The organism is Catenulispora acidiphila DSM 44928 (assembly GCF_000024025.1).
In the GTDB taxonomy this organism is placed as follows: Bacteria; Actinomycetota; Actinomycetes; order Streptomycetales; family Catenulisporaceae; genus Catenulispora; species Catenulispora acidiphila.
On record NC_013131.1, the window covers coordinates 8,949,881 to 8,962,537 of the forward strand.

The 12,657-nt window shown below is 71.1% G+C and carries 11 protein-coding genes; 4 read left to right on the forward strand and 7 right to left on the reverse strand.

The window, feature by feature from the left end; translation table 11 throughout:
* Positions 1-107: 107 nt before the first annotated feature.
* Together CACI_RS38125 and nagA are read left to right on the forward strand one after the other, a co-directional pair.
* On the forward strand, positions 108-1,322 hold the full coding sequence (locus tag CACI_RS38125; RefSeq protein WP_015796262.1) for an 8-amino-7-oxononanoate synthase: 1,215 nt from the start codon (positions 108-110) through the stop codon (positions 1,320-1,322).
* Positions 1,323-1,396: 74 nt separating this feature from the next.
* Entirely contained in the window at positions 1,397-2,605 is a 1,209-nt protein-coding gene (nagA, locus tag CACI_RS38130; RefSeq protein ID WP_049871851.1) for an N-acetylglucosamine-6-phosphate deacetylase, read from the forward strand.
* A gap of 244 nt (positions 2,606-2,849) precedes the next feature.
* Here nagA and CACI_RS38135 read toward each other — a convergent pair whose 3' ends face one another.
* The 7 genes from CACI_RS38135 to CACI_RS38165 form a co-directional block, all read right to left on the reverse strand.
* Entirely contained in the window at positions 2,850-3,644 is a 795-nt protein-coding gene (locus CACI_RS38135; protein ID WP_015796264.1) for a hypothetical protein, read from the reverse strand.
* The gene (locus tag CACI_RS38140; protein WP_015796265.1) at positions 3,637-4,155 is read right to left on the reverse strand and encodes a SigE family RNA polymerase sigma factor; all 519 of its coding nucleotides are present in this window, start codon (positions 4,153-4,155) and stop codon (positions 3,637-3,639) included. Before CACI_RS38140 ends, CACI_RS38135 begins: the two co-directional genes overlap by 8 nt.
* 197 nt (positions 4,156-4,352) lie before the next feature.
* Positions 4,353-5,372, reverse strand: a complete 1,020-nt coding sequence (locus CACI_RS38145) for an SIS domain-containing protein (protein WP_049871852.1) — start codon at positions 5,370-5,372, stop codon at positions 4,353-4,355.
* Between the two features lie 27 nt (positions 5,373-5,399).
* The gene (locus tag CACI_RS38150) at positions 5,400-7,184 is read right to left on the reverse strand and encodes a glycoside hydrolase family 3 N-terminal domain-containing protein (RefSeq protein WP_015796267.1); all 1,785 of its coding nucleotides are present in this window, start codon (positions 7,182-7,184) and stop codon (positions 5,400-5,402) included.
* Positions 7,185-7,197: 13 nt separating this feature from the next.
* The gene (locus CACI_RS38155) at positions 7,198-8,049 is read right to left on the reverse strand and encodes a carbohydrate ABC transporter permease (protein ID WP_015796268.1); all 852 of its coding nucleotides are present in this window, start codon (positions 8,047-8,049) and stop codon (positions 7,198-7,200) included.
* Complete coding sequence (locus CACI_RS38160; RefSeq protein WP_015796269.1) at positions 8,046-8,942, reverse strand: carbohydrate ABC transporter permease; 897 nt, start codon at positions 8,940-8,942, stop codon at positions 8,046-8,048. Before CACI_RS38160 ends, CACI_RS38155 begins: the two co-directional genes overlap by 4 nt.
* A gap of 278 nt (positions 8,943-9,220) precedes the next feature.
* Complete coding sequence (locus tag CACI_RS38165) at positions 9,221-10,609, reverse strand: extracellular solute-binding protein (protein WP_015796270.1); 1,389 nt, start codon at positions 10,607-10,609, stop codon at positions 9,221-9,223.
* A gap of 403 nt (positions 10,610-11,012) precedes the next feature.
* Between CACI_RS38165 and CACI_RS38170 the strand changes: the two genes are divergently transcribed.
* Both CACI_RS38170 and bioD read left to right on the forward strand, forming a co-directional pair.
* Complete coding sequence (locus tag CACI_RS38170) at positions 11,013-11,822, forward strand: GntR family transcriptional regulator (protein WP_015796271.1); 810 nt, start codon at positions 11,013-11,015, stop codon at positions 11,820-11,822.
* Between the two features lie 106 nt (positions 11,823-11,928).
* On the forward strand, positions 11,929-12,657 hold the full coding sequence (bioD, locus tag CACI_RS38175) for a dethiobiotin synthase (RefSeq protein WP_015796272.1): 729 nt from the start codon (positions 11,929-11,931) through the stop codon (positions 12,655-12,657).

Genomic DNA, 12,657 nt, shown 5'->3' on the forward strand with positions numbered 1-12,657 from the left:
GGCATGCTTCTTGGTATCACAAGCCGGCGCCCACAACTCCCCCACGATCGTTTTGGAAGTTCCGCCAGGTCCGGAGCCGGTTGGCGGGCGGGTAGCCTCTTGGCTTCGTGAGCACCCTCGACCAGCCTTCCCAGCCTTCCCAGCCTTCCCAGCCTTCCCGGCACCCGCTCTCCTGGCTTTCGCAGCGCGCGGACGAACGCCGGGCGGCGGGTCTGCGCCGGATCCTGGTCCCGCGCGCGGCCGACTCCCCGCTGATCGACCTGGCGGGCAACGACTACCTCGGTCTGACCCGCCATCCGGAGGTCGTCGAGGGCGCTGTGGAGGCGGTGCGCCGCTGGGGCACCGGGTCCACCGGCTCGCGGCTGGTCACCGGGACCACCGAGCTGCACGCGGAGCTCGAGGCCGGGCTCGCCGCGCACGCCGGCATGGAGGCCGGGCTGGTGTTCTCCTCGGGCTATCTGGCCAACCTCGGCGTCATCACGGCGCTGGCCGGCCGCGGGGACCTGATCGTCTCGGACAGCCTGAACCACGCCTCGCTGATCGACGCCGCGCGGCTGTCCCGCGCCCGGGTCGCGATCACGCCGCACAGCGACGCGGACGCGGTCGCGGCGGCGCTGGCGGAGCGGTCCGAGGAGCGCGCTCTGGTCGTCGTCGAATCCTTGTTCTCCGTGGACGGCGACACAGCACCCCTCAGAAAGCTCCACGAGGCCTGTAGAGCGCACGGCGCGGTCCTTGTGGTCGACGAGGCGCACGGGTTCGGTGTGGCCGGTCCTGAGGGCCGTGGAGCCGTTTTCGACGCCGGGCTCGGCGGGGAGCCCGACGTGGTCGTCGCCGCGACGCTGTCGAAGGCGCTCGCCTCGCAGGGCGGGGTGATCCTCGGCTCGGCGGAGCTGATCGCCCACCTCGTGGACGCGGCGCGGTCGATGATCTTCGACACCGGGCTGGCTCCGGCCTCCGCCGGGGCGGCGCTGGCCGCGCTGCGGGTGATCGAGCGCGATCCGGGACTGCCGGAGCTGGTGCGCAAGCGCTCCTGGGAGATCTACGAGCTGGCGCTGGCGCTCGGGCTGGAGGCGACCGCCCCGAGCGGCGCGGTGACCTCGATCATCATGGGCGCCCCGGAGGCCGCGGTGGCGGCCCGGGACTTCTGCCTGGAGCGCGGACTGCACGTCGGCTGTTTCCGGCCGCCGTCGGTCCCGGACGGCAAGTCGCGGCTGCGGGTGACGGCCCGGGCGGATTTGTCCGACCTCGAGACGGATCTGATTCGTTCGGTCTTGAGTGATCTCGCGGACAATCGTCCATCGGCGGCTGCGCACCGCCCGTAAATGAGACGCTTCGCGGAGCTCTTTTGAACATAGGTCTAGACATCGCCGATTGGTCTAGTCCACAATCTTTTCTCGTGACCAGCATCTCAGCACCCCGCGTCCTGCTCGGGGGACGCCTGGCGGGACCCGCCACCGTCGTCGTGGACGGCGGGGTCGTGGCCGAGGTGCTGGACGGCGCTTCGCCCGAGGCGGACATAGCCCTGGACTCCGGCGTGCTCGCGCCGGGGCTGGTGGACATCCAGACCAACGGCTGCTTCGGCGTGGACTTCATCACCGCCTCCGAGCAGGACTGGCGGCGGGTCTCCGACCGGCTGCCGAGCACCGGCGTGACGGCGTTCCAGCCCACGTACATCACCGCTCCCCTGGAGACCCTGCTGGCCGGGGTCGACCGGGCCGCAGCGGTGTTCGGCTCCCTGCGCGGCGCGCAGGCTATGGGCGTCCACCTGGAGGGACCGTTCCTGTCGCCGCTGCGACCGGGGGTCCACGACCCGCGGTACCTGGTCGCGCCGACGCCGGAGGGCGTCGGCGCGATCGTCGCGACGCTGACCGCCGAGCGGACCCGGGGCGTGGTCACGATGGTGACCCTGGCTCCGGAGCTGGAAGGCGGTCCGGAGGCGGTCCGGCGCCTGTCCGAGGCCGGCGTGCGGGTCTCCCTGGGACACACCGACGCGCTGGCCGAGCAGGTGATCGCCGCCGCCGACCAGGGCGCGACCCTGGTCACCCACATCTTCAACGCCCAGCGCCCGCTGAACCACCGCGAGCCCGGAGTCCCGGGCGCGGCGCTGTACGACACCCGGTTCACCTGCGGGCTGATCGCCGACCTGCACCACGTCGCCCCGGAGATCTGCACGCTGGTCTGGCGCGCGGCCGGCGGCCGGGTGGCGCTGGTGACCGACGCCATAGCCGCGGCCGGAATGCCGCCGGGCGAATACGAGTTGTCAGGCATCAAGGTCCATCTCGGCGAGGACGGCGTGCCGCGCGACGCGGCCGGCGTCATCGGCGGGTCGGCGCTGACCCTGGACCGGGCGGTCCGGAACATGGTCGGCATCGGCTTGGACGAGGCATCGGTCCTGGTGGCGGCCACCCGGGTCCCGGCCGACGCCCTCGGCCGGAGCGATCTGGGCCGCATCGAGGCCGGCGCCCGCGCCGACCTGGTCTGGTTCGACGACGGGTACCACCCGCTGCGCACCTGGGTCGCAGGGCGTAGCGTATTCGAGGCCGGTTCGGGCGCCCAGGCGCCGGACGGGTCCCACAGACTGGCGAGGGAGCATCAACCCGCCTAGCCCTGACAGGCGCGGGAACTGGTGCTTCCGACCAGGCCGCCCCCCGGCGGCAACGCACGACGAGGCTCCGCACGCCTCGCCGGACGGCCGGGAAGGCGGCGAACCAAGAAGGCCGCGGGCTAGCGCGGCGGTGGAGGTTGAGGGGCCGACACCGCCGCGGGCCCGGGGCCGGAAGGCCTCAGCGAAACGCAGCGAGAGCGGGCCCGTCCGGGAAGGACGGGCCCGCTCTGGGCGTGTCGCGGTGCTACTTGCTCAGGGCAGCCTCAAGATTCTTCAACACGGTCTCGTCCCCGGCGGTACCGCGGACGGTGTCGCCGCCGCCCGTCTGGTTGAGCCGCAGGAACGCGACGCGATCGTCCACCCGGACCAGGTAGCCGTGTCCGTACATCGCTGCGTTCGGCGGCGCCTCAGTCCACTCCCAGGAGACCCCGTCGGCCGTGTCGACGCCCGGCGTGACGCCTTCCGCACCGGGAACACCGGCGCAGGCGCGCGGCGAACCCGCGGTACGGGCCTCCGCCATGAAGGCGGCGGCCGCCGCCCGGCTGGGCAAGGTGAGCACGATCTCGTCGCCGTCCAGCTTGAGAAGCTCGTCCTCCTGGGTCGCGTACTGGACGAACCTCAGAACCGGGAACGACTTCGTCGGACCGCACTGCCCGGTCAGGTCGCCGGCCTTCACCTGCTTAATGTCGTCGGTCGGGTCTCCGGGACGGCATTTCGACCGGTCGGCAACGCTACAGCTCGGCGCCACCTTCCAGTGCGCGACGTCGTATGCCGGCCACTGCGCGGCCGGCAAGACGCCGTCGTCGGCATGCTTGAACGAGTCCGTCCCGGATCCCGCAGCCGTTCCCGTGCCCCCGCCGAGCACTCCGGCGCCCCCGAGCGCGCCGGCGACCACGGCGACGCCGAGCATCGTCACCCCGCCACGGGCCCGCAGGCTGCGCCGCCGCCCCTGTCGGACCGCGTCCGCCGCCCCGGGCAGTCCGCCCCGGGCAATACCGTCCTGCACGGATCGTGCGAGGGCTTCCTCGAACTCAGACATAGTTCTCGGCCTCCTGATTCTCATCGGCGAACTCGGAGACGTGGCCGGCGAGCGCGCGGCGGCCCCGGGCCAGGCGCGACTTGACCGTCCCGATCGGGGCGCCGGTCTCTTGGGCGACCTCCTCGACGCTCAGCCCCACCAGGTGGTGCAGCACGATCACCCGCCGCTGCTCGGCGGGGATCGCGCGCAGCGCGGCGATCAGCGCCAGCCGGTCCGGCGAGGCGCCCGGCTCCTCCTCGGCCCGGGCGCCGCGCCGGTGCGCGCGCAGCCGGTTGGCCGTCCGGCGCCAGGAGCTGACCGCGATGCGGTAGGCGACGGTGCGGACCCAGGCTTCAGGGTCCTCGTAGCCTGCGACCCGGCCCCACCGCTGCCAGGCCCGCGCATAGGCCTCCTGGAGCGCGTCCTCGGCCTCGGCCACATCGCCGACCATCGCGTACACGTGGCCGAGCAGGCGGCGCGACGAGGCGCTGTAGAACGCCTCGAAGTCCGCCTCCGATCTCGCTGTCCCCATCGAATCCGCCCCTTGTCGTCCGAGGGTGGCGTACGGCGCCACCGATCGGACACGCCTCGGCTCCGCCCCGGGTTCCCCGCCGACGGGGAAATCCTCGGCGGACGGCAAAGGCCCGCCGATCCCGAAGGACCGGCGGGCCCGATGCCCACTGCCGAACGTACAGCTCAGTGCTATCCAGCTCAGTGCGCGAGCCAGCTTCAGTGCGTCTGCGTCACCTTGGCCAGCGCCCGCGGCGCGTCCGGGTTCAGACCCCGGCTCATCGTTACGTGGTAGGCCAGCTGCTGCAGCGGCAGGATCTCCAGGATCGGCGAGAGCTCCTCCGGGATCCCGGAGGGCAGCACGAAGCCCGCGGTGGCGCCCGCGACGTGCTCGGCGGAGCCGACCACGACCAGGTCCGCACCGCGCTCGTGCAGCCGCTCCAGGACCGGCTCCAGCGCCGTGCCGCCGGCGCCCTCGGCCGCGACCGCGACCACCGGACTGACGTTGTCGACCATGGCCAGCGGCCCGTGCAGCAGGTCCGCGCCGGAGAAGGCGTGGGCCGGCAGGTAGCTGGTCTCCATGATCTTCAGCGCCGCCTCGCGCACCGTCGGGTAGGAATACCCGCGCGCGGTCAGCACCAGCCGCGAGGCGAAGCGGTAGCGCTGCGCCAGATCGACGACCTCCGACTCACGCGCCAGTACCCCGGCCGCCAGCTCGGGCAGCGCCTTGGCCGCCGAGCCGTCGCCGCCGCGCAGCGCGTCCACCAGGAGCCACAGCGTCAGCAGCTCCGCGGTGTACGTCTTGGTCGCCGGGAGTGCCAGCTCCGGACCCGCCAGGACGTCCAGAGACAGCTCCGAGGCCTGATTCACCGGCGAGCCGGCGACGTTGGTCACGGCCAGCGTCAGACCGCCGCGCGCCTTGGCCATCTCGGTGTGCGCCACCAGGTCCGGCGAGCCGCCGGACTGCGAGACCGTCAGGCAGAGCACGTCCCGCAGGTCCGGCTCGGCGTGGTAGGCCGTGGTGGTCGACATCGAGGTCAGTCCGACCGGCAGGCCGAGCGCGATCTCCATGAGGTACTTGGCGTAGTACGCCGCGTTGTCGCTGGTCCCCCGGGCGGTGAGCAGCGCGAAACGCGGCTGGGCCGCCTTCACGCGCTCAGCCGCCTCGCGGATGCGGGGCAGACCCTCGGTGAGGATCCGCTCCAGCACCGCCGGCTGTTCGGCGATCTCCCGGGCCATAATCTCGCCGGGCTTGGCATCACTCACCTAGACGGATCCCTTCGTCAGAAGTCTGGCGACCGCGAGCCCGGACACCAGCGCCGCACCGTGCGTGGCGATCATCGTCGCCCCGCCGGACTTCTCTCCCAGACCGTACGCGATCCCCATCTCGACCACGATCGCGTCGGGCCGCAGGGCGGTCGCGGCGGCCAGCGCCGAGGCCATCCAGGCGTGCCGGTGCGCGTCGCGGACGACGACCACCAGCGGCCGGTCCGCGGCGGCTGCCACGGCTTCGGAGACCCCTGCCGGGGTGTAGGGCACCGCGACCAGCCGCGGACGCACCGCGGCGAGCGCGGCGGCGGTGTCGTCGTCGCCGGCGAAGCTGGTCGCCGCGCCCGGCTCCACGAACCGCGCCGCCGAGCTGCCGGCCGGCAGTTCGGACAGCACCGGGCTCAGTCCCCAGGGGACCGCCGTCCCGGCCGCGTTGTTGGCCAGCGGCACGAACTCCAGGATGGAGACCGGACCGGTCAGCGGCGGCAGCGGGGCGCCGGAGACGGTGAGCGCGCGCGACGCGGCGGTCAGGCCGATCGCCTGCGCACCGTCCGAAGCCGCCGACGCCGACACTGACGCCGAACCCGGTGTCGCCACCGACGTCGCCGTGGGCGTCGAGGATGGACCGGCCGCTTCGCCGTTCGCACCGTCCGCACCCACCGCGCCGACACCCGAGGCAGACACGGAGACAGAGCCTCCGGCGCCGTTCGCCGACACCGCGCCGGAGCGCCCGAAGCCGCCGCCGGCAGCGTACGTCCCCTCCACCTCCGCACGCTGCGCGGCGGCCCACGCCCCGAGCTCCCGCACGCGCGTGGCCGCGTCGTGCAGCCGCTCGGCGGGCAGCCGGCCGGCGCGCACCGCGTCCACCAGCGCGTCCCGCAGCATGAGGTAGTCGCCCTCGTCCCGCAGGCCGCCGCCGACGCAGACCGCGTCGACACCCGCCGCCAGCGCCAGAACCGTCCCCTCGGCGATCCCGAAGGTGTCGGCGATGGCGGCCATCTCGATGCCGTCGGTGACCACCAGCCCGGTGAAGCCCAGCTCGCCGCGCAGCAGGTCCACCAGGACCTTGCGGCTCATGGTCGAGGGGAACTCCGGGTCGTAGCGCGGCGCCAGGATGTGCGCGGTCATCACCGACTTCACCCCGGCCTCGATCGCGGCCCGGAACGGCGCCAGGTGCTTCTCCCACTCCTTGTCGGAGTGCTGCACCAGCGGCAGGCCGTGGTGCGAGTCCACGGCGGTGTCGCCGTGTCCGGGGAAGTGCTTGGCGCAGCCGGCCACGCCGGCCGCCTGCAGTCCCCTGACGTACGCCGCGGAGTGCCGCGCCGCCACGACCGGGTCGGACCCGAAGGACCGGGTCCCGATCACCGGGTTGTCGGGGTTGGTGTTCAGGTCCGCGTCCGGCGCGTAGTTCAGATTGATCCCCGCGCGCCACAGCGAGCGGCCGATCTGCCGGGCGACCGTCTCGGTCAGCTCGGCGTCGTCGACGTAGCCCAGGGCGTAGTTGCCCGGGAACGCCGACCCGGTGGCCACGTCGAGCCGGGTGACGTCGCCCCCTTCCTCGTCGACGGCGACCAGTACGTGCGGGTTCTCCGCCCGCAGCGCCGCCGACAGTTCGCCGGTGCGCTCCGGCGTGGCCGCTATGTTCCGTCCGTAGTAGGCGACACCACCGAGACCGTCCTCGGTCAGGGCGCGACGCACCCAGTCCGGGACCCGGCCGGAGTCGTCATTGACGAACCCCGGCTGAAGGACGGCGGCGGCGTCGCGCAGCAGTTGCTCTCCCACGCGCGCCGTCCCCCTACCCCTTCACCGCGCCGGCGGTGAGACCGGTCGACAGGCGGCTTTGGAAGACGGTGAACAAGATGATGACGGGAGCGGCGATGATCAGCGCGCCGGCCATCTGCCCGGAGTAGTCCGAGCCGTGGGTCGGGGTGTCGCTGAAGAACGTCAGCCACACCATGGCCGTCTTGTTCTGGGCCGGCGCGAGGATCTCCCGCGCCATCACGAACTCGTTCCAGGCCTGGATCCAGGCGAACACGCCGGTGGAGACCAGTCCGGGCGCCAGCAGCGGCAGCACGACCCGGCGGAAGGCCTGGGCCTTGGTGCAGCCGTCGACCATGGCCGCCTCGTCCAGCTCGACCGGGATGCCGACGATGTACGTCCGCAGCGTCCAGATGATGAACGGGATCGTGAAGACCAGGTAGGCCAGGATCACGCCGAGCACCGAGCCGTAGAGGTTGGTGGAGTTCAGCAGCGGCAGCAGGCCGACCAGGATGGTCAGCAGCGGCACCATCTGGACCACCAGGATCGCCACGATGAACGGCTTGCGCCCGCGGAAGTCGAAACGGGCCACGGCCAGCGCGGCGAGCAGTCCGACCGCCAGGCTGATGAACACCGAGCCCAGCGTGATCACCACGGTGTTCCACAGGTTCGCGCCGAAGTTGTCGTCCATCGCCGAGGAGAAGGACGAGAAGTCGAAGTGCGACGGCCAGAACGTCGGGTGCTGGGAGATGAGGTCCTTGTTGGACTTCACCGTGGTCAGCAGCATCCAGTAGATCGGGAAGCCCAGCACGATGGCGACCAGCATCGCCACGCTGTTCCAGAAGGCGGTCATGGCCCGCCGCGGGGCCCTGCGGTAGGCGGCGCTCACTTCTGGTCCCCGATCCTGAGCATCTGACGGATGTAGAAGACCAGCACCAGCATCATCACGACGATCATGGCGACCGAGATGACCGCGCCGTCGCTGTACCGGTTCCGGTCGAAGGCCTGCTCGAACAGGTAGACGCCGATGGTCCAGTAGCCCTGTTCCGGGGCGCCGTTGCGCATGGTCCAGATCTGGTTGAAGACCTGGAAGTCCCAGATGAAGGACAGCGCGGTGGTGATCATCAGCAGCGGGCGCAGGATCGGCAGCGTCACGTTGCGGTACACCTGCAGCGGCGAGGCGCCGTCCACGCGGGCGGCCTCCTTCAGCTCGGTGGGCACCTGGGTCATGCCGGCGTGCAGCGCCAGCACCAGGAAGGGCAGCGCGCCCCAGACCACGACCGAGGTGACGACCACGTACAGGCCCTGGTTCGGGTCGGCGAACCAGTCGTGGTGCAGCATGCCCTTGCCGCCGCACAGGTAGAGGATGTAGTCGATGACGCCGTAGGCGTTGTCGAACAGCCAGCGGAACACGGTCCCGGTGACGATCGTGGGCATCGACCAGACGAACAGCAGCACCGTGATCAGGATGACCCGGGCCCAGGAGGAGATCCGGCCCAGCAGCGCCGCGATGGCCATCGCGATCAGCATGCTCAGCGCGACGTTCAGCGCCGTCCAGATCAGCGTCCTGCGGATGACCTGCCAGAACAGCGGATCGTGCAGGATCGAGCTGAAGGTGTCGAAGCCGACGTAGCTGACCAGGCTGGGGTTGACGAACTTGCGGTAGTTGTTCATGTTCTGGAACGCCAGCATGACCATCCGCACCAGCGGATAGCCCATCATCGTGCCGAGCACGACGACCGACGGGACCAGGAAGACGTAGGGCAGGGCCTTGCCCCGCACGGTGAGGCTCCGCCTCTTCGGCGGTGGACTTTGGACCTCCCGTTGGGAAGTCCGGTTCTCGATGACACTCATGGGATCCGCGATCCTCTCGGGCGCCCGGCGCTGATGGCGGCTCGCAGGCGGCGGCAAACAAACGGCCGGCGGGTGAGGACCCCCTCACGACGCCGGCCACCTGAAGTGAACTCTGGTGGACGCCAGACGGCCCTAGCGGCCGTCTGGGCGTCCCCATCCCCCCGTTGTCGATCAGCCGGCCTCTAGCTGCAGAGACCGTGTGCGGATCAGCTGTTCAGGTCCTTCAGGATGCTGTCCTGCAATCCCTTGAGCACGGTCGCCGGGTCCTGCCCGGAGGCGATCTGGCCGAACGCGGTCTTCAGCTGCGTCTCGTCCGCCGGCGCCCAGTTCGGCGAGTTCGGGATGAACCAGGTGACGCCCTTGGCCGCGTCGCCGGTGGCCTGGTTGGCCGGGTCGGCGGCGATGTAGTCGGCGATCTGGGTCTTGTTGTTCGGGATCGCCTTGGCCGCCAGCAGCTTCATGCTGGCGGTGTCGGTGAAGATCCGGATCCACTCCTCGCCGAGCTTGGAGTTCGCCGCCTTCGACGGGACCGCCAGGTTCGAGCCGCCCAGGAAGGCCGGGGTCGGGGCGTCCGCGGTCACGCCGGGGACGGCGATCTCAGCGAGCTTGTCCTTCAGCGTCGGGTCGCCGACCTTGGGGTCGTAGACCTGCGCGGCCTCCCAGCCGTTGCCGATGATGGCCGAGATGTTGCCCTTGGCCATCAGCGCGTCCTGGTCGGTCTCGTCCTTGGTCGCGCCGCCGACCGAGTAGCTCTTCTGCAGGCTGTCCCACGTCGAGATGCCCGTCAGGAACTTCGGGTCGGTCATCGTGCCGGTCCAGCTGCTGCCGTTGGACTTGGCGATGACGCCGTTGACGCCGTAGCTGCCGGCGCCGAAGGAGATGGCGGTGTACCAGTTCTGGCCCGGCAGGTAGAGCGCCGAGAAGTTGGCGGTGGAGGTGTTGGCCGCCTTGACCTTGTCCAGGTCCGCCTTGAGCTCGTCGAGCGTGGTCGGCGCGGTGGTCACGCCCGCCGCGGCCCACAGGTCCTTGCGGTAGATCAGGACGCGGGAGCCGGCGTAGTAGGGGATCGCGTACTGCTTGCTGCCGTCCGGCGAGGCGCCGGAGGCCGCGAGGCTGTCCAGCCAGGCGCCGGAGTTGTCGAACTTCGACTTGTCGCCGGTGAGGTCGACCAGCTGGTCGGCGCCGATGTACTTGGCGGTCTGGGTGTTGCCCAGCTCGATGGCGTCCGGAGCCGAGGAGGAGCCGATGGCGGCGTCCACGGTCTGGCCGTAGTTGGTCCAGGTCTGCCAGTTGATCTTGACCTGCGCGCCGGTCTCCGCGGTGAAGCGCTGGTTGGCCTGGTCGACGACGTTCTGCCAGCCCTTCTGCGCGTCCTGCATCAGCCAGATGTTGACCGTCTTGCCCTTGCCGTCCGTCGTGATCGCCGAACCGGTGGACCCGGTGCCGCCGGTGCCGAGCTGGTTCGACGAGGGAGCGGCCGTGGTGCCGCCGCTGCCGGCCGCGTCGGACCCGCTGGACTTCGACGAGCTGCACGCGGAAGCCATGAGCGCCACGGCCACGGCCGCCGACGACAGGGCTATGAGCTTGCGCCTCATGCCTTACTCCTTGGTAGGTGAGGGATCTGAGCGACCCACAGACCGACCGCGCGACACGGCAACCCTGAGCGATGCCGTCCCGTGCTGCGTTAGATCGGTAATCCGGTCGTGGATCCGTAGTGGTGTCGAGCTGCGGGAAAGGTGCGGTGAAGGCGCCTCCTGACAGCGCCCCGCCGACTTTCCCGATTGGTTTAGACCAGTCCGGAGACTGGCATAGACCACTGGGGTCGTCAAGACTGCGCGACCTCGGTTGTCCAACCCGTTACCAAGACGCAACCAGCCCTGACATACATAATCCCGTCCCAGGTAAACCCCGGTTTCCGAACAAAGTCGCCGCCGAGATCGCCCGGGGTGGACACACACGCGGGTCCATGGCACTTTGGGCCACGAGGAGGGGCCGTTCATGACCGCAGAACCCGCGAACATCGCTCTGGAGTCACAGGGGGCGCACGGCGCGACGCCGGCGCTGGAATCAGGGCTGGAATCAGCGCTGGAGACCGTGCGTGTTCCGAAGTACTACCGCTTGAAGCAACATCTGCTCGACCTGACCCAGACCATGCCGCCGGGCACCCCGGTCCCCCCGGAACGCCTGCTCGCGACCGAGTTCGACACCTCGCGCACCACGGTGCGCCAGGCGCTGGCCGAGCTGGTCGTGGAGGGCCGCCTGGAGCGGATCCAGGGCAAGGGCACCTTCGTGGCCAAGCCGAAGGTGGCCCAGTCCCTGCAGCTGACCTCCTACACCGAGGACATGCGGGCCCAGGGCCTGGAGCCGACCTCGCGCCTGCTGGAGATGGAGTACGTCGCCGCCGGCGTCGAGCTCGGCGAGCGCCTGGGCATCCGGGCCTCGGCGAAGGTGCTGCGCATCAGCCGTCTGCGACTGGCCAACGGCGAGCCGATGGCGATCGAGACCACCCACCTGTCCCAGCAGCGCTTCCCCAACCTGCGCAAGCTCCTGGGGCGCTACTCCTCGCTGTACACGGCACTGGCCGAGGAGTACGGCGTGCACCTGGGCCAGGCCGAGGAGACCATCGAGACCGCGCTGGCCACCCCGACCGAGGCCGGGCTGCTCGGCACGGACACCGGTCTGCCCATGCTGCTGCTGTCCCGGCACTCCATCGACACCGAGGGCGAGCCGGTGGAGTGGGTGCGCTCGGTCTACCGCGGGGACCGGTACAAGTTCGTCGCGCGCCTGAAGCGGCCCGAGGGTGAATAGAGCCGAGTAGTCCCCCGGCCGCGCAACGCGCAGCCGGGCCCTCGGCGTGTCCCAACTCACCCCGTGATCGCACGGGGTGGGCTTCCGCCTCCCGTAAAGTCGCGTCGTGTCCATCGTCGTAGTAACCGGAACCAACACCGACGTCGGCAAGACCGTCGTGACCGCCGCCGTCGCCACCCTGGCCGCCACCCGCGGCACCTCGGTGGCGGTGGTGAAGCCGGCACAGACCGGTGTCGCGCCCGAGGAGCCGGGCGACCTGGCGACCGTCCGGCAGCTGGCCGGGGTGACCGACCTGCACGAGTACGCCCGCTACCCGGACCCGCTCTCCCCCGCCGCCGCCGCGCGCCGCTCGGGCATCGCCCCGCTGGACTTCGACGACACCGTCCGCCGCATCGCGGATCTGGCCGAGCACCGCCGCCTGGTCCTCGTCGAGGGCGCCGGCGGCCTGCTGGTCCGCAACGACGAGGACGGCAGCACCCTGGCGGACCTGGCGCACGCGCTCAAGGCGCCGGTCCTGCTGGTCGCGCACCCGAATCTGGGCACGCTGAACATCGCCGCCCTGACCCTGGAGGCGATGGCCGCGCGCGGCCTGGACCTGGCCGGCATCGTCCTGGGCTCCTGGCCCGCCGACCCGGACCTGGCCATGCGCAGCAACATCCGCGACCTGGAAACCATCGGCGCCCGTCCGCTGGCCGGCGCGCTCCCGGCCGGCGCCGGCCGGATGGACCCCGCCGACTTCCTCCTCGCCGCCCGCGCCGGCCTCGCGCCGGCCCTCGGCGGCACGTTCGATCCGGCAGAATTTCGGCAGACCTGGGACCCTCGGAAGGCGGCCTGA

Excerpts from the sequence above, each read along its gene's own strand:
- CACI_RS38135 (WP_015796264.1), bottom strand. The coding sequence starts at position 3,644 with ATGTCTGAGTTCGAGGAAGCCCTCGCACGATCCGTGCAGGACGGTATT.
- CACI_RS38140 (WP_015796265.1), bottom strand. The coding sequence starts at position 4,155 with ATGGGGACAGCGAGATCGGAGGCGGACTTCGAGGCGTTCTACAGCGCC.
- CACI_RS38145 (WP_049871852.1), bottom strand. The coding sequence starts at position 5,372 with ATGGCCCGGGAGATCGCCGAACAGCCGGCGGTGCTGGAGCGGATCCTC.
- CACI_RS38165 (WP_015796270.1), bottom strand. The coding sequence starts at position 10,609 with ATGAGGCGCAAGCTCATAGCCCTGTCGTCGGCGGCCGTGGCCGTGGCG.
- CACI_RS38170 (WP_015796271.1), top strand. The coding sequence starts at position 11,013 with ATGACCGCAGAACCCGCGAACATCGCTCTGGAGTCACAGGGGGCGCAC.